Origin of the sequence: Lichenicola sp. (assembly GCF_965198575.1) — a bacterium.
Lineage (GTDB): Bacteria > Pseudomonadota > Alphaproteobacteria > Acetobacterales > Acetobacteraceae > Lichenicola.
The window spans coordinates 2,570,243-2,587,402 of record NZ_OZ240671.1 but is presented as its reverse complement, the minus strand read 5'-3'; the positions used below and the strand labels follow the sequence as shown (position 1 = coordinate 2,587,402).

Below are 17,160 nucleotides of genomic sequence, written 5' to 3'. Positions count from 1 at the left end.
CGACGTTCACCTTTTGTTAGGGCGAGGGCCGCTATAACCGGTGGGTGACGCGGCGCTTCCGGCAGCATCATCCACGGCTCAGCACCCCCGTCGATCAGACGCCAGTGGGCCATGCGGACCTCACTCCGGAAGCGCCGCCATCACGCCTGCCCCGCTCACCCGGCCGGATGGCGGCGACTATTCCGCGCCGTTCATCGGGGCGCGAGATTGCCGGACGCGTCGGATCCCTTGCAGTGTGTGCCGCACGAGTGCCGCCCGGGATGCGGCGTTCCGGCTCCCACCCACCGTCCGACGTGAGCGAAGGAAACCCCGATGCCCAAGACGCTGCACGTCAATCTGTTCGAGATGAACTGCGTCAGTCACATCATGCACGGGCTGTGGGTGCATCCGGACAATAACCGCCACCGATTCAACGATATCGAGTTCTGGACCGAAACCGCTCAGCTGGTCGAGCACGGCATGTTCGACGCGGTGTTCCTGGCCGACGTCATCGGCACCTATGACGTGTTCCGCGGCGGCCCCGACATCGCGCTGCGCGAGGCGATGCAGATCCCGGTCAACGACCCGCTCCTGGTGATCCCGGCAATGGCGGCGGTCACCCGCAATGTCGGATTCGGGGTCACGTTCTCGACCACCTACGAGCCGCCCTTCGCATTTGCCCGCCGCATGTCGACGCTGGACCATCTCACCAAGGGCCGCGTCGGCTGGAATATCGTGACGTCATACCTGCCGAATGCAGCCGCCAATTTCGGCCATCCGGCGGAGGTGCCGCACGACCATCGCTACGAGATCGCCGACGAGTATCTCGACGTGCTCTACAAGCTCTGGGAGGGATCCTGGGACGACGATGCGGTGATCCAGGACCGCGCGCGGCGCATCTACACCGATCCGTCGAAGGTCCGCTACATCAACCATGTCGGTGAAAACTACCAGGTTGCCGGACCGCATCTTTCGCAGCCGTCACTGCAGCGCACCCCGTTGCTGTACCAGGCGTCCGGGTCCACCGCCGGGCTTGAATTCGCCGCCCGCCATGCGGAGGTGCTGTTCATCGGGGGCCACAGCCAGGTTGATGTCAGGCGCAATATTGCGCGCGTGCGAGAGCGGCTGGTGGCGCACGGACGGCAGCCGGATGCGGTCCGGTTCGTCGTCATGGCGGGCATCATCGTCGGGCGCAACGATGTCGAGGTCGCGGACAAGCTCGAGAGCTACCGCAAGCTGGTCAGTGTGGACGCAGCGCTGGCGCATGCGCTGACCGCGATCGACCTGCCCGCCTACCCCCGTGACCGGCTGCTCGGCAGCCTGATCGATGATGGCGTGCCGCGCGCCACGACGCTGCTGCGCCGGTTCAGCCGCGACCAGACCGTGGGACAGGCGCTCGACCAGATGGCGAGCCTGCACGAGGACCGCTTCTTCGTCGCCGGCACGCCCGACATCGTTGCCGACCAGATCGAGATCTGGCTCGACGAGGACGGCATCGACGGGATCAACCTGCGGCAATATCTGAGCTTCGAAACCGCGCGCGACTTCATTGAGCTGGTAGTACCGGAACTGCGCCGGCGCGGCCGCTACCGCACGTCCTACACCGACGGCGAGACGCTCCGCGAACGCACCTTTGGCGCCGGCCACGCGCGACTTCCGGACGAGCATTTCGGCGCTCGGTATCGCGATCCGGCTGCCCTCGCCGCCCCTGCCGACCGGTTGCGGTTCCCCGCACCGGCCAGCATCCGGACGCCTGCCTGAGCGCGGATCAGCCCTCGATTTCGGTGCCGTCCTGGCTCCAGCGGATGTGGAACGAGCCAGGCTTGTCGGTCCGGCGATAGGTGTGCGCGCCGAAATAGTCGCGCAGGCCCTGCAGCAGGTTTGCCGGACCATGGGCACGACGCAGCCCGTCGAAATAGGCGAGCGACGACGCGAAAGCCGGCACCGCAACACCGGTCTCTGCCGCCAGCATCACGACATCGCGCCAGGCCGGTTCCGCCTTCTTCACCGCGTCGGCGAAATACGACTGCAGCAGCAGGCTCGGCCGGTCACCCTCGCTCGCATAGCCCTCGCGGATGCGATCGAGGAAGGCTGCGCGAATGATGCAGCCGCCGCGCCAGATGGTCGCGATCATGCCGAGATCGAGGTTCCACTTGTAGGTCTCGGACGCCACCGCCAGCTGCTCGAACCCCTGCGCATACGCCACGATCTTCGAGGCCAGCAGCGCGTCGCGGATCTTGTCGATTTCTGCCTTGCCGGCAGTGCGCACCTCGCCGCGGATGCCGCCCAGTGCCGCCTCTGCCGCCTGGCGCTGCTTCGGCCGGCCGGAGAGCGCGCGCGCGAACACCGCCTCGGTGATGGCGGTGATCGGCACACCGAGTTCGAGTGCCGATTGTGCGGTCCAGCGGCCGGTGCCCTTCTGCTCGGCCTCGTCGACGATCACATCCACCAGCGCGCCCGTCCCCGACGGATCCTGCTTGCGCAACACCGCCGCGGTGATCTCGATCAGATACGAATCGAGGTCGCCGGTCTTCCAGTCGCCGAAGATGTCGCTGATTTCGCCGGCGCTCTTGCCGTACACCGTGCGGAGCAGGTCATACGCCTCGGCGATGAGCTGCATGTCGGCATATTCGATACCGTTATGCACCATCTTGACGTAGTGGCCGGCGCCGTCCGGACCCATCAGCGCGCAGCACGGCGTGCCGTCGACCGACACCGCCATTTTCGTGAAGATCGGCGCGACCCGATCCCAGGCTTCCTTGCGGCCGCCCGGCATCATCGATGGCCCGAGCAGCGCGCCCTCCTCGCCGCCGGACACGCCCATGCCGACATAATGCAGCCCGGCCTCGGACACCTTCTTCTCGCGGCGCCTGGTATCCTCGAACAAAGCGTTGCCGCCATCGACCAGGATGTCGCCCTTCTCCATCAGCGGCAGCAGCTCGTCGATCACCGCGTCGGTCGGCTGACCCGCCTTGACCATGATCAGCACGACGCGCGGCTTCGCCAGCTTGGAGATGAAGTCCGCCGAGGTCGTCGATCCGACGAACGCACCCTCCGACCCATGCTCCTCGAGCAGCGCGTCGGTTTTTGCCTGGGTGCGGTTATGCACTGCGACCCGGAACCCGTTGCGCGCCGCATTCCGCGCCAGGTTCGCCCCCATCGTTGCGAGCCCGGTAACCCCAAGATCCGCCAATTCCGTCATGACCATTTCCTCCTTGGTTTGTTCTTGTCGGCCCACGAAGCGAGACCGTTCGAGACTATGCTACGGCGAGTCAGAGACGCCCCTCAGCGCCGCCCGTGTGGCTCTGTAAGCACCGTCGCGCAGCAAAGCCGCATCGGATGACCGCCGTAGCGCATGATCGAGCGCCCTCTCAATCGAAGGGGCTGGCGGCGGACGGCCGGCTCAGCATCGCCAGCAGCTCCTTCCGCGTGTCGGAGTTGTCGCGGAAGACGCCCAGCATCCGGCTGGTGACCATCGACACGCCCGGACGATGCACGCCACGCGTAGTCATGCACTGATGCCCCGCCTCGAGGATCACCGCCACGCCATGCGGCTGCAGCACGTCGTTGATGGTGTTGGCGATCTGCGCCGTCAGCCGCTCCTGGATCTGCAGCCGCCTGGCATACACATCGACCACGCGCGCCAGCTTGCTGATCCCAACCACACGCCGCGCCGGCAGGTAGGCCACATGCGCGCGGCCGATGATCGGCACCATGTGGTGCTCGCAATGGCTCTCGAACCGGATATCGCGCAGCAGCACGATCTCGTCGTAATCCTCGACCTCCTCGAAGGTGCGGGCCAGCATCGCGACTGGGTCGTCCGAGTAACCCTGGAAGAACTCGTTGTACGAACGCACCACCCGCCGTGGTGTATCGAGCAGGCCCTCCCGGGTGGGATCCTCGCCGGCCCAGCGCAGCAGCGTGCGAACTGCCGCCTCCGCCTCCTCCTGGCTCGGCCGCGCCGCGGCGAGCTCGGACGCACCGGCCTCGCCGAGAATGCCGTCCTCCAGGATGTCGATGAGCTTGTCCATGCGACGGTCGCCCGCGCTCCTGTGACTAGTGGACGATGCCCGGCTGGTGCGGGCTGTCCAGGCTGAATGGCGGGATCGCCACGTCGAAGCGCTCCCCCGATACGGTGGCGATCATGTGGTAGGCGCCGGACATGAATCCAGACGGCGTCTCCAGCGGCGTGCCCGATGTGTATTCGAACGCCTCCCCCGGATCGAGCTGCGGCTGCTCGCCGACCACACCCTCGCCCTGAACGTGCTGCACCCGTCCGGCCGCGTCGGTGATCAGCCAGGTCCGACGCAGCAGCCTGACATTCTCGGCCCCGTGATTCTCGATGCGGATCCGGTACGCCCAGAGGTACTGGCGATCCTCCGGCTGCGACTGGTCCTCGAGATAGAACGACCGCACGCTTACCTTGATGTCGCGGGTGACGCTCGAGTAGTCGCCGCCACCACCGGGGCCATCGCCCGACCCGAGGTCGGTGTCCATCGCCACATGCACCGGCACGCGTCCCTTGTCCTTCATGACGGCCGACCCTTCATTCCGCTGCCTGGCGCCCCGGCTGGACCACATCCGCATGCCCGCCTGCCGACAGCAACGCCAGACCGCGCGAAAGATCATCCGTCAGGTCGCGCACGTCCTCGAGCCCGACCGACAGCCGGATCGCCCCGTCGGTGATGCCCAGCAGGGCGCGCGCCTCGGCACCGATCTTCATATGGGTGGTGGTCGCCGGGTGCGTCACCATCGACCGGCTGTCGCCCAGGTTGTTCGACACCGCGATCAGCCGCAGCGCGTTCATCAGCCGGAACGCAGCCTCCTTGCCGCCCTCCACCTCGAACGTCACCAGCGTGCCGCCATCGGTCATCTGCCGCATCGCCAGCTCGGCCTGCGGATGGTCCGCCCGACCCGGATACCACACCCGCGACACCCCCGGCGCGCTCGCCAGGAAGTCCGCCACCGTCTCCGCATTGCGGGTCATGGCATTCACCCGCAACGCCAGCGTCTCCAGTCCCTTAAGCAGCACCCACGCGTTGAACGGCGACATCGCCGGCCCGGTGTTGCGGATGAACGGCTGCAGCGTCTCCTCGATCCACGCCTTGCGGCCGAGCACCGCTCCGCCGAGCACGCGGCCCTGGCCGTCGATATGCTTGGTGCAGGAATACACCACCACGTCGGCGCCGAACTCGAGCGGCTTCTGCAGCAGCGGCGTCGCAAACACGTTATCGACGACCACGACGGCGCCCGCCTGGTGCGCCATGTCGCACACCGCCCGCATGTCGACGATGTCGAGCATCGGGTTCGACGGTGTTTCGAGCAGCACGCACGCCGTCGGCACCGACAGCGCCTCGGCCCAGGCCGCCAGGTCGCCGCCATCGACGAACACGCTCTCGATGCCGTAGCGCGGCAGCAGCGTGGCGACGATCCAGTAGCACGAGCCGAACAGCGCCCGCGCGGCCACGATGCGGTCGCCCGCCTTCAGGTGGCTGAGCAGCGCCGAGCTGACCGCGGCCATGCCGGTGGCGGTGGCGCGGCAGGCCTCGGCCCCTTCCAGCATCGCCATTCGGCGCTCGAACATGGCGACGGTCGGGTTGCCGAAGCGGCTGTACTGGTAGTGCGTGGCCTGGCCGAGGAAGGTCGCTTCGGCCTGCTCGGCGTCGTCGTACACGAAGCCGGAGGTGAGGAACATCGCCTCGCTGGTCTCGCCATACGGGGTGCGCTCGGTGCCGGCATGCACCAGCAGGGTGGCGGGCCTATATGCGGCGGCGTGGTCGTCAGGCTGGTCGTTCATCTCGGCGTCCCCGATCGATCGAAGAACACGGGCGGGCCCGCGCTTCCGGGAGGTGGTGGATGCCCGAGCCGTGGCTGCCGAGACGGGCCGCATCGCGCGAGCCACCGCCTGAGCCTCTTTAGCGCGCTTGTTTCACCTCGCCGCAAGCCGGCCGGACAAATCACGAGGGACCCCGGATGACCGCGATCAGTCCCAAGTTCTAGGAGCCCCGCCCCGCCCCCGTCAACACTGACGCGAAGCCCGCCCCGACCGTCATTGCGCCCCCTGGCCGCCGTTGCGAACCGACGGAGGCCGACTTATAATCCCGGAGACAGTGCCACCGCGACGGCGATCCGGGCGGGTGTAGTTCAATGGTAGAACGGCAGCTTCCCAAGCTGCATACGAGGGTTCGATTCCCTCCATCCGCTCCACGGCACTCCCTTCCCCCCGCGCTGATCCCTGGCGATCACTGACCGCCAGGTGCCGCCGCTGCGGCAGCTGCGTGGGCGCGGGCGCGTTCCTGGTGGCGTTCGACCGAGCGCTTCAGGTTGCCGATCGGTTCGGCGGGCAGGGTGTCCTGGTATCCGGTGCCGGCCCAGACCCAGCGATCCTTGTCGCCGACCACGAGGTCGTGCATGCCGCCGCGGCTGGTGGGCAGCACCTTGATCGGCCCGCTGACGGAATCCAGCACCTTCACCCACTCGGCGCCCTGCTTGAGATAGACCGACGTCGAGCAGCCGGCCGACCCGCACAGGCTCGCCGACTGCACCTGGACAAACAGGGCGGTGTCGCCGTGGTGGGTGGAGAGCGGTGCCGAGCCGATCAGCACCACCGGCTGCTCGCCGCGCTTGACCGCGCCGGCGATGTCCTGGTCGTTCAGCAGCCGCGCCGCCCGGTCGAGCGCGCTGCCGGTCTGCTGGGTGAGGATGACCGGCGCCGCACCCGGCCCATGCGACGGGCGGTGGTGTGCCGCGTTGGCGGGGATGGCGAGTGCCAGCGGCAGCATCAGGGGCAGCAGGAGCGGCAGGCGGCGGATCATGTGGACTTCCTGGTGGCGCGTCGCCGGAGTGCGATCCGTCCCAACATAAACGGATCCCGGAAATGCGACGAGAGGGCGAAACGATGCAGCCAACGCAGCCTGAGCCTGGCCTCTACCGGCACTACAAGGGCGGTTTCTACACGGTGACCGGCCTGGCCCGCCACAGCGAGACCGAAGAGTGGCTGGTCCTCTACCGCGCCGAAGCCGACGGCTCCCTGTGGGTGCGTCCCCAGGCGATGTGGGTGGAGACGGTGGTGCATGAAGGGCGGGTGGTGGCGCGGTTTGGGCTGGTTTCTGGCTAGCGGTCTGGAACGTGTGCGGATGCACGTTGGTTCTGCCGAGCCCGGAAGGCCGAACAGGTCCTTGACGGTCGTGCGCTAACTAATTGCCTGTTAGGCTTTAACTGGCTGCGTCGAGAGCGATCGTCGCTGATAATATGACTACGACATATGAAGCAAGCGTTCCAGCACCTCTGGCATAGCCGGTGTAAGAAGCAGCATGTCTATCGACAACGACCGGCAAATAACTGCCGCGGTCTTGATCGCGTAATCTTGCTGATCCTCCAATTGCTCGACCGTCCGTGCGGGTCGCGAACGGATCTCGTCGCGCGATCGACGAAGTCTGATCCTATCCGGCTCGTCTTGCAGAAAAACCATATGCTTCGCGCCGATCCGACGGAATGTCTCAGCAGGGATCGGAACTATACCGTCTTTTCCGTCGATGAGCACGTGGCCATCCAGAATGATCGGAAGAGTTGTCCCAGCGGCCTCGTGAAGAAAGCCATTAGCTAGTAATCTCTGATTATCGAGTATGGCGCCGAGCCGCAGTTCTTCCGAAGATAAGTCGCCCTCACCTTGTCGCACGAGCTCATCCCTGATGATCTTGCTGGCAACAAAATGATGGAAATCGACCTTCTTAGACACGATGTCGAGAAACGTGGATTTGCCAACGCCCGAAATTCCTACCAAGACTATTAAGCTCATGTCACACCTCAAACCCCATACAGCCGCGTTTCAGCACCTCTCGTGTTTTAGCTACGTCAAGAGAAGCTATTGCCTGCGGGTGCGCAGAAAGGATCTTGTCCCGCCGTAAGTCTTGCAGTGTCACTGCAGGCACAATGTGCCTAGCGAGCAGAAAGTTTATGACTTTTACAGGCGATTCTGGACGCGCGTCCAGAAGTTTCAATTGCACCTCACTATAGACAGAGCGACCGCCGGCTAACTGCCTAAGATGCTCTGTTGAGTAGGCGAGTGTCATGTCTTCAAAGATGCCAACTGCCGTGACGGCCTGTGATGGCCTCATTACGGATTTTCCCTTGTAGAAAATTATTACTGCTCCTGGATCCTCCATTAGCGCGGGGGCACGGCAAAGGTAAACTTTTCGAATCGTATTACCTGGAGTCTTCGGTTGAGAGTTTCCAAAAAGCACAAGCTGGCTGTGATCCGCAAGTTCTGGAAATAAAGCATCATGAAACGCTTCTTGTATTGGGATTGTATACGCTTTTACAGATGGACCGAGATGAAACCGAGGATAATTTTGTCTTGCTAAATCAAAAGAAGAAACGCCGAAAACCGGCTGTAGCGCGTCAATGCCCATCGGCTTCTCGTACACTAACTCCTCGTTTTTCTTCGTGTAGGTATGTCTAAATCCATAATATACTAGCAAGTCTATTAGGGTTGCCTGTCGCGCAAAAGTTGTCAGATAAACGACATCATACTTGTTTGACTGAGAGAACCACAGAATCTGCTTGAGTAGAAGTTCACCAAGTTTGACGCCGCGCTGTTCTGGACTGACCTTAAACGTGCAAATCTTTAGTATCTTCTTCCCAGGAAGCCTTGCGTCGGTATCGTCTGTATGCTCGTCTTTGCGAACAACCAATCCGGAGAGGCTGCCACCATCCACGACAACCCAACACTTCCGCATCGGCTGAACACATTTATTACGCCACCACTGGTCGAAACCGGGATAGTCGTCGCGGAGGCCAACGAAAATAGGATCTGTCTGCGGAATGCTATGCGCCTCGACCTCTTCAACATAACGCAGAGGGACATCGATCGGTTCATAGGAGGATCGAAGAAGTAAGACCGCATCGGCTACATAAAGAACCCGATCGGCAAGCTCTGGCGCATAACGACGGGCACGTTCATGAAGACCGCGATCCTCCGTTATGACGAAATCCGCGACGCCTAAACGCAGAGAATGAAGAAGCGTAGCGTCAACTACATCGTTTACTTTAGAGAGCGGTCCAAACTCGGCTGACAAGGCGTCCTTTTTTAGATCGCGCACCTTAACAATAATTTGGAACTTTTTAATTTTGCTTAGCGATACTTGACGCCGATTAACGTTTTTATCTCGTTCAATGTCGTCGACAGCCGCTGCATGAATAAATATGCCAACTCCATGCCTTGCTGCCAGCTGAAGCAACGCCGCGAAATTCGGCGACACTTCAGACTGATCTTCAAGACCTATGAAGACGTTAGTGTCTATTAGGTAGTTCGGAGCACTCATAGTCAAGAGCTTCCCGCATCTGGCGAGTGACATACAGAAACGATTGTGGTGGTTCAAAGTTAAACCGTTGCCGCAGCTCGCTTAACTTAAGCGCCCGGCGCAGCGGGCGTGCGCAACATAGCTCAATTGCCACACCTGTTTCGACGCCTGAGAAATAGGACTCAAAGTCCTTATGCGGAATGCAAGCACGACTTGCAAAACGATCCCAGATCTCAGATGGCGAGCACCGTTGAATCTCACCGATTTCAGCAACACCAGTAAGCGCCCTTATTGGACTCGTGGCATAAATCAATGCCAAGGTTCCACGACTTACCGCACTTGGAAAGCGACGCCGGAGTTCAATAGTCTTAGCCCCATCAACAATTTTTTCGCTATATTCCGGCTTTATACTAAATACGACGTCACGCCGGGCAACAAACGGTGCTTCCCCGATAATTGGAAGCACAAGCTGATGTTCGTCGGCCACGTCAAAACGCAGCCCTGCCTCTTCAAAGCCCGTAATCAAACCTGACGCGTCATTGAAGTGAGCGCCGACTCTGAGAGTTGCGCCTAAGGCACTTAGATAGTCCCGCAGTGTTGAAACAAGGATGTCGCTACGCCTCTCAATACGCGCGAGCGCGGATTGGCCGATCTGCAGACGCCCAGCTAATTCCTTTTGCGTCAAGCCTGCAAGCTTTCTGATATCGCGTAAACGCTCCCCAACGCGACCTAGGTCGTCACCTGTCCCAGCACGTGCCTCAAAGATCTTACCTAAAACTGGCAACCGAGTAGCCTCACCTAGCGAACGCACTAACCCTATCGCGGCTGAATATTACACGCAAGGCATATTCGGCCGGAAGATGATGGCATTGCGTTCACGATGGTGATGAGCGACATTTTGATCTATGCGCGGAACACTAGCCCTCTGGTATGAACCTACGGAGTCCTTGGATCCGCCGGATGTTGACACACCGGCGGCACCACCGGCCGTTGAGATTCACCTCAACCTGTGGCGCGACATGCCTAGCTGGACGAATGCGCTCGATATAGGGTTGAAGTTAACGAACATGGCGGCAGTTAGTCGCTTCTACCTTTATGTTCCGGGTCCAGTTGAACGGAGCAGCGTTCAAGACCTTGCCCCTGTTCTCCGGATCGGATCAACTTTAAATGCAGTGTTTAATGATGTGGTCACACTCGGGCCAGAGACAGATACGAGTTATGAAGTTACTGTGGGTGGGCGAGAATCCTTTACGATACTATTTGTGACAGATCATGACATATTAATAGAGCCCTTTAAGCAGGAAGAAAACACAGTTGGGAGCCGGATTGTATTCGTTGAGCCCTTTTGTCGCCGGATCAACGAAAGTAGGCGAGGCGCAGTCTACATTCGTGTACGGATAGAGCTACTCGGCCCGACCGCTGATTTATTCAGCTCGGAGCTTGTCGCAGGTGATCGGTTCTTTGCATCGACAACAGGACGTTTAGAACTCACGGAGTTACGTCTTAACGAGCGACGTAGCTATCCTCAGCGCATTCTAGAGTTGACCAACCGCGGCGATTTCCGTATTACCGCCGTCCACTATTTTCTGATCCGCGACCTTCAGCACCGTTTAGTCATACAGCACGCACCCTTTCGGAAGGTTCGGCGCCTGGAACATAATCTTTGGGCCGAATATCTCGCCGGTGACACGTCACCAGCAAGGTCTCAACTAGGTGCAAAACTCGCCTCCCGGTTGGCAATCTATCACTGGCGCGAGAAGGCGGCTGAAGGCAAAACGCTAAACGGTTTTATAGCCTTCGCAAGCTTTAGCGCGTCGTCAGCTAGCTTATTCCCCTACGCCGCTGGGATTGTGTTGCTGGGAGCTACAGGAAGTGCTTTGGCGGCCGGGGTTGCCGTCGCCCTCGAACACGTTGGGCCGTTTGAGCGGAAAGCTTCTATCTATTGTGCAACAAAGCCGGACTGCATAACGGAGATCAGCAACCTTACGCTCGTGCTTCTCTTACTCATTGCGTTAGTTGTACTTATCACCGCGATTGCCCCTTGGAGTACACGTCGAAGCTCCGCTCGCGGGAGAGTAAGATCTGGATGGGTCGCGATCAGGCGCCGGTGGTCAACTCCCTCAAGCACCAGCGCTTCTTCAGACATGCCAAACTCAGAATAATTAGTTCCTCCACGGTTGGTAAGCTTGCGTTGATCTTGAAATGCCCCATGATCTTCCATTTAATCATGCTCGAACCCGTACATCTCCGGCAGAATGAAGATCGCCGCCAGAAGCCCCGCCAGCGGGAAGATCGCCACGAACAGCGTCGCCCCCGCATGGCCGATCGCGGCGAACAGCGCCGGGAACAGGAAGATCGCCAGGAACGACGGCAGCTTGACGAACATGTAGGCGAAGCCGCTGGCGGTGCCGCGATATTCGGGCTTCGCCACCACGGTCGGGATGGTCATGCAGTTCGACGCGTCCCAGTAGTGGCCCCACAGCATCGTCGCCGCCGCGATCGGCAGGATCACCAGGTGCGACGTCCACAGCGCCCACGCCGCCACCACCAGTGACACCAGCACGATGCCGAACCCCGCGATGCTGATGCCGCGCTGGCCGATTTTTGGCGTCAGCATCGGGCCGACCCAGCCGGAGATCGCCGCCAGCACATAGAGCCCCATGGTGACCAGGTCGGTCCCCAGGATCGTGCTGACGCCGACGCTCAGGAACAGCGTCGGCAGGTAGAAGGCGAAGGTCGAGAACTCGCTGCCCTGCGCGAAACAGGCGATCCAGCCGAAGATCGTCGCACGCCAGCGGATCGGATCGCGCCGCATGTCGGCCAGGAACGCCGACGCACGCGGCCGCGGCACCAGCACGTCCTCGTCGGGCAGCATGTCGAGCGGATCGTCATACATCGAGCGCGCCACCGCCTTCGCCTCGCGGAACCGGCCGCGGCGGACCAGCCACACGGCGGTCTCGGGCAGGTTGTGGCGCATCAGCAGGATCACCAGCGCCGGCAACGCACCGAGCCCCAGCGTGACCCGCCAGATCAGCTCGTGCGGCAGGTGGGTGACGAGCAGCACGGCGATCACCGCCAGCGTCAGCACCTCGCCCAGCGCGAACATGAACTGCCAGCGGTTGCCCATCACCTCGCGCTTGCCCTTCGGCATGCTCTCCATGATGTAGGTGAAGCCGTTGGAGATGTCGCTGCCGAGCGGCACGCCGAGCAGGAAGCGCACCACCACCAGCCAGGCCACGCTGGTCACGAAGGCCTGCGCCAGCGCCAGCACGATGAACATGATCATCGTGGAGAGGAACATGATGCGCCGGCCGATCCGGTCCGACAGCCAGCCTCCCAGCAACGCGCCCACCATGGCGCCACCCTGGGTGCCGGCGGCGGCCAGGCCCAGCAGCAGCGGGCCCGGATGGTACTGCTCGCGGATGAACACCAGCACGAAGGCGATCGAGTAGAGATCCCACGCCTCGATCAGGATCGAGGAGATCATCAGCCAGCCGACCCGGTTGCCCTTCGGGTTGTAGTGGCTGACCAGGTGGCGGACAGCACTGTCCATGGCCGATTGCGGCGGTTGCGCCGACGAGCTCGCAAAAGACAATGCGTGTTCCTTCCCAGATGGTCGTGTGGCCGGCCATGCCGCGCCCCGAGCCTTGGAAGCGATCATGCCCCGCTCGCGCCGACTGGGAAAGGCCACGACCGCCAGGGAGTGCCCGGCTCCCGCGACCGGGACGCAAAAAAGGCCGGAGCGAACCCCGGCCTTTCCTGTCCGTGATGCCCGGGAACCGACCGTTTCCGGCCGGCCCCCGATACAGGGAGTTTCCTACTGGAACGGATAGTAGCGGAAGGAGAACATGACGATGTTCTCGTTGGTGCTCGGATCGCCGCCGACGCCGCTGAAGATCGACTTCTTGGTGTAGGAATACTGCATGCCGGTCTGCATCGTGCCGTAGCTGCCGTGCAGGAACTTCCACCAGGTGCCGATGGTGCCCTGGACGACGCCCGAGGTGTTGGCGGTGCAGGTCCCGGTGCTCAGCTCGACGTCGCAGCCGACGTTGGAGTAGCGCGGGTTGCCGTAGCCGTAGTTGTTCTTGCCGATGCTGTAGGCCTCGCGGTGGGTGATCTGCTCGGTGCCGACATAGGTGTAGAAGTCGAGCGCCTTGGTGGCGTGCAGCGTCAGGCCGGCCAGCGCCATGACCTCGGGCAGCGGCTGCGGCGCGCCGTTGCGGGCGATCGTGGCATCGGCGAGCTGCGCCGACCCGTAGCGGCCGATGCCCTCGCCGGCCATGAACGAGCCGCGGAAATCGAGAACCTTCGGGATGATCGGGAAGGTCATGCCGGCACCGCCGCCGCCCGCGAGGACGGTGTTGTTGACGCCGCTGCCGACCACGCTCTCGCGGTCATGCAGGAAGCGCGCGACGCCGAACAGCTCGTAATGGCCGCGACCCGGATCGGCGGTGACCTTGGCGATCACGTCGGGCGCATACTCGGTCGAGTAGGTGGCGAGCGAGTTGAGCGTCGAGCCGTTGCCGCCGAGGCCGGCGTTGGTGGTGTTGAGCGTAGCGCCCGGCAGCGAGGTCGCGGTCTGCGAGTAGCTGTCCTGCGGACTCTCGACCGACACGCCGACGTCGATCTTGTCGTGGTTGAAGCCCTTCACCACGCGCAGGCCGACGTTGCGGGTCCAGACGAAGCCAGGGACGTACTGGGCGTCGATGACCGACGGCAGATCCTCGCTGCGGCCGGCCATGCCCGCCTTGCTCATCGTCAGCAGCGACCAGGCCTGGCCGCCGAGGACGAGGAAGTCGAGATCGGAGCGGGCATACTGCGCGAACAGCTGGCGGGTGCGCAGCGTGTAGCTGTTGCTCTCGTTCGAGTTCGAGGTCACGCCCGAGCTGTTGAAATCGGTCTCGTAATAGGCGCTGAGCGTGGTGTGATCATCCGGGTTGCCCTCGGCGAGCAGCGAGAAGCGGCTCTGACGGGCGGTGCCGCGGAACTCGCCCTGCGCGTAGTTCGGGCTCTGCGGATACGGGATGCCGGTATTGAAGCTGGACGAGATGTCGGCGGTCTCGTTGCGGGTCCGGTAGATGCCGGCCGCCTCGATGAAGCCGCCGAGGGTGACGCGCACGCCGCCGACCGCAAACTGGCCCTGCTTGAGCTTCGGACCGCTCGGCACGTAGGCCGGATAATTGGCCGTGTTCATGTAGGGCGAACCCGAGCCGCTATAAATATAGCCGGGCGGTGCCGAGAGCGGTCCGGGGGGTAGCGGACGACCACTGGCATCGTAACGAACCGGCCCCATCCGCTCCTCGGCTTCGCGCGCCTGGCGGCTGGCCGTGGCGGCCTCGGTGCGCGCCGCCTTCACTTCCTCGCCGCGGGCGGAGAGGTCGTGCTTCATGTGGTTGAGCTGACCTTCGAGCGCGTGGATCTGCTTCTCGATCGAGCTGATCTGCGTGGTCGTCGTGTCGGCCATCGCGGGGGCAAATGTGATGGCCGCACTGCCTAGCGCAGTTGCGGCCAGCAGGCCCGCCTTCGGGAAGGAGCGTCTTGTCATCAATTTAAATTCCCTGCCCGACAGGAACCCCCCTGCCGCTCGGCTGCGGAACGAATAGCCAAAAGTTCGTTCTGGATGAGTGTCGGTTCGGCGATACTATCATGACGGTTTCAAGACCACGCGATTGTGATCGCTAGTGGCAAGTGGCTGTTTTCGCGTGACATCGGAGCAACAGGTTCACCCTGGTGACCGCGCAGTCTCACGGCGTGACACGTGGCCACGCCGGTCCGGCCGATCCGGTCGCGGCGGCCCGCGGGATCGCCGGCGGCAGCCAGACACTGAAGCGTGCACCCAAGCCGGGGCGGCCATCGATGACCAGACGGCCTGCATGCCGCCCGACGATGTGCTTGACGATGGCTAGGCCGAGCCCGCTCCCGGCCTTGCCGGCAATACCTTCCTCGACCCGGTAGAACCGCTCGGTCAGCCGCGGCACATGCTGCGCGGCGATTCCCGGCCCGTCATCCTCGACCACCAGCACGACTCCGTCCGCGGAGGGATCGCGCCCCGGATCCGGCCGCCGCGCCGCCAGCAGCACCCGCCCGGCCCGATCCCGCCGGCCGGCATATTTCAGTGCGTTGTCGAGCAGGTTGTGCAGCACCTGGACGAGCTGGTCCGCATCCGCCGGCACCTGCGGCAGGTTGCTCTCGATCTCGATGCTCAGCGTGATCCCGCTCGCCTTGATCTGCGGCTCGTGCTCGTCCGCCACGTGGCGCAGCAACGCATCGACCGCGACCAGCCCGCTCGGACGCTCATGCTCGTGCATCTGGATGCGCGACAGGCTGAGCAGGTTGTCGATCAGCCGGCGCATCCGCGCGGCCTGGCTGGCCATGATGCTGAGGAAACGGATCCGCGCCGGCGCATCGTTCGCCGCAGGTCCTTGCAGCGTCTCGATGAAACCGATCAGGCTGGCGAGCGGCGTGCGCAGTTCATGACTGGCATTGGCGATGAAGTCGGCGCGCATCCGCTCGAGCGCCTCCTGCTCCGAGCGGTCCGTCAGCGACAGCAGGATCACCCCGGGCCCGCGGCCGGGCCCCTCCGGACGTCCCTCTGCACGCAAGGTCGCACGCAGCACGCGCCGGATCGGCACGTCCACCGCCAGCTCGACATCCACCGCCGTGGTGTGGGCGAGCCGCTGGATCGCGTCGCCGAGCAGCTTGTGGCGCAGCAGCGAGGCCAGCGCGTCGCCGAATTGCGCATGCGCCGCCTCGTTCGCATGCAGCAGATGGCCGTCATGGCGCAGCGCGATCACCGGATGCGGCAGCAGGTCGATCAGCTCGCCGAGCAGCCAGCGGCGCTCCGGCTCATTCGATTCCGTGCCGGATGAGGCGCCGGATGAGGTGCGGCCGGTGCCGAACCGAAGCGGGGATTCCATAAGCGGCGCATCGGGATCGTCGCGGGGCGGCGGTGCCGGGCCGAGCGACTGGAAGGCGCGCCGTTGAATGGCGCGGCTCCCGCCAGCCGTACGGAACCAGGCATGGTGCCGCTGCCGCCACAGCGCCGCGCCGGTGCCCGCCAGAAGGATGACGGATCCGCAAACCGACCAGCTGAGCTCGAACATCGGCCCTCCGTCGTCAGCCGGCTTCAGTCCAGGTACGGCAGCGTGGTCAGAGTGCGTCGAGGTCGAGTGCGTACCCGGCGGTGCGAACGGTGCGCACCACGTCGATCTCGTCCGGGCCGTTCAGTGCCTTGCGCAGCCGGCGGATATGCACGTCGACGGTGCGCGCCTCGACATGGATGTCGGCACCCCACACCGCATTCAGCAGGTCCTCGCGCGAGAACACCCGGCGCGGGTGCTGCATCAGGAACTCCAGAAGCCGGTATTCGGTCGGCCCCAGATGGATCGGCCGGTTGTTGCGCTGGACCCGATGCTCCGCGCCGTCCAGCACGATATCGTGGAAACGCAACGTGCGACCCACCGCCTGCGGTTGCGCCCGACGCAGCAGCGCGCGCACCCGGGCGGCCAGCGCCTCCATGCTGAACGGCTTGGTGATGTAGTCGTCGGCGCCGATGTTCAGGCCGCGGATCGAATCCTGCTCCTCGACGCGCGCGGTCAGCATGATGATCGGCAGGTCCCGCGTCTGTGGCCGGCGGCGGATCTGGCGGCACACCTCGATGCCGGACAGGCTCGGCAGCATCCAGTCGAGCAGCACGATGTCCGGCGTGGTTTCCGCAACGCGCAGCAGCGCCTCCTGGCCGTCCGCCGCCTCGTCGACCAAGTAGCCGAGCTTCTCCAGGTTGTAGCGCAGCATCACCGCGAGCGAGGGGTCGTCCTCGACCACCAGCACGCGCAATCGCACCTCCTCGCGTGCGGCGGGAGCGCGGCGGCTGACCGCC

Annotated in this window: 14 protein-coding genes, 1 tRNA gene and 1 riboswitch; of the genes, 3 read left to right on the top strand and 12 right to left on the bottom strand. The window is 63.4% G+C overall.

Translation table 11 applies throughout. The annotated features are described in order from the left end of the window. Window positions 1-312 precede the first annotated feature (312 nt). Window positions 313-1,740: an LLM class flavin-dependent oxidoreductase gene (locus ACOEQ2_RS11680; protein WP_419728151.1), complete on the top strand. Its 1,428-nt coding sequence runs from the start codon at window positions 313-315 to the stop codon at window positions 1,738-1,740. 7 nt (window positions 1,741-1,747) lie between these two features. On the opposite strand, the gene gndA is transcribed toward ACOEQ2_RS11680, so the two are convergent. The 4 genes from gndA to metZ form a co-directional block, all read right to left on the bottom strand. Then, on the bottom strand, window positions 1,748-3,181 hold the full coding sequence (gene gndA / locus ACOEQ2_RS11675; protein ID WP_419728150.1) for an NADP-dependent phosphogluconate dehydrogenase: 1,434 nt from the start codon (window positions 3,179-3,181) through the stop codon (window positions 1,748-1,750). 169 nt (window positions 3,182-3,350) lie between these two features. Beyond that, window positions 3,351-4,010 carry a GTP cyclohydrolase I FolE gene (gene folE, locus ACOEQ2_RS11670; protein ID WP_419728149.1) on the bottom strand — a complete coding sequence of 220 codons (660 nt, stop codon included), beginning with the start codon at window positions 4,008-4,010 and terminating at the stop codon, window positions 3,351-3,353. 25 nt (window positions 4,011-4,035) lie between these two features. Beyond that, on the bottom strand, window positions 4,036-4,476 hold the full coding sequence (gene apaG, locus ACOEQ2_RS11665; protein ID WP_419731205.1) for a Co2+/Mg2+ efflux protein ApaG: 441 nt from the start codon (window positions 4,474-4,476) through the stop codon (window positions 4,036-4,038). Between the two features lie 49 nt (window positions 4,477-4,525). Then, entirely contained in the window at window positions 4,526-5,776 is a 1,251-nt protein-coding gene (metZ, locus tag ACOEQ2_RS11660; protein WP_419728148.1) for an O-succinylhomoserine sulfhydrylase, read from the bottom strand. Window positions 5,777-5,873: 97 nt separating this feature from the next. After that, a riboswitch (SAM riboswitch) is annotated at window positions 5,874-5,953 on the bottom strand. Between the two features lie 159 nt (window positions 5,954-6,112). Between metZ and ACOEQ2_RS11655 the strand changes: the two genes are divergently transcribed. Beyond that, window positions 6,113-6,186 (top strand) — tRNA-Gly (locus tag ACOEQ2_RS11655). Between the two features lie 35 nt (window positions 6,187-6,221). Here the strand turns inward: ACOEQ2_RS11655 and ACOEQ2_RS11650 are convergent. Next, window positions 6,222-6,794 carry a hypothetical protein gene (locus ACOEQ2_RS11650; protein WP_419728147.1) on the bottom strand — a complete coding sequence of 191 codons (573 nt, stop codon included), beginning with the start codon at window positions 6,792-6,794 and terminating at the stop codon, window positions 6,222-6,224. Between the two features lie 62 nt (window positions 6,795-6,856). Here ACOEQ2_RS11650 and ACOEQ2_RS11645 point away from each other — a divergent pair, with 62 nt between their 5' ends. Then, complete coding sequence (locus ACOEQ2_RS11645) at window positions 6,857-7,096, top strand: DUF1653 domain-containing protein (RefSeq protein WP_419728146.1); 240 nt, start codon at window positions 6,857-6,859, stop codon at window positions 7,094-7,096. Window positions 7,097-7,234: 138 nt separating this feature from the next. Here ACOEQ2_RS11645 and ACOEQ2_RS11640 read toward each other — a convergent pair whose 3' ends face one another. The 7 genes from ACOEQ2_RS11640 to phoB all read right to left on the bottom strand — a co-directional run bounded on the left by ACOEQ2_RS11640 (window position 7,235) and on the right by phoB (window position 17,075). Beyond that, window positions 7,235-7,777, bottom strand: a complete 543-nt coding sequence (locus ACOEQ2_RS11640; protein ID WP_419728145.1) for an ATP-binding protein — start codon at window positions 7,775-7,777, stop codon at window positions 7,235-7,237. Between the two features lies 1 nt (window position 7,778). Beyond that, the gene (locus ACOEQ2_RS11635; RefSeq protein ID WP_419728144.1) at window positions 7,779-9,302 is read right to left on the bottom strand and encodes a hypothetical protein; all 1,524 of its coding nucleotides are present in this window, start codon (window positions 9,300-9,302) and stop codon (window positions 7,779-7,781) included. After that, window positions 9,271-9,966 (bottom strand): helix-turn-helix domain-containing protein, encoded by a 696-nt coding sequence (locus ACOEQ2_RS11630; RefSeq protein ID WP_419728143.1) that lies wholly within the window; start codon window positions 9,964-9,966, stop codon window positions 9,271-9,273. Before ACOEQ2_RS11630 ends, ACOEQ2_RS11635 begins: the two co-directional genes overlap by 32 nt. A gap of 1,536 nt (window positions 9,967-11,502) precedes the next feature. Then, window positions 11,503-12,834 carry an MFS transporter gene (locus ACOEQ2_RS11625; protein ID WP_419728142.1) on the bottom strand — a complete coding sequence of 444 codons (1,332 nt, stop codon included), beginning with the start codon at window positions 12,832-12,834 and terminating at the stop codon, window positions 11,503-11,505. 264 nt (window positions 12,835-13,098) lie between these two features. Further along, complete coding sequence (locus ACOEQ2_RS11620) at window positions 13,099-14,826, bottom strand: hypothetical protein (RefSeq protein ID WP_419728141.1); 1,728 nt, start codon at window positions 14,824-14,826, stop codon at window positions 13,099-13,101. Window positions 14,827-15,025: 199 nt separating this feature from the next. Further along, window positions 15,026-16,384 (bottom strand): sensor histidine kinase, encoded by a 1,359-nt coding sequence (locus ACOEQ2_RS11615; protein WP_419728140.1) that lies wholly within the window; start codon window positions 16,382-16,384, stop codon window positions 15,026-15,028. Window positions 16,385-16,430: 46 nt separating this feature from the next. Continuing rightward, window positions 16,431-17,075, bottom strand: a complete 645-nt coding sequence (gene phoB, locus ACOEQ2_RS11610; protein ID WP_419731204.1) for a phosphate regulon transcriptional regulator PhoB — start codon at window positions 17,073-17,075, stop codon at window positions 16,431-16,433. Window positions 17,076-17,160 lie beyond the last annotated feature (85 nt).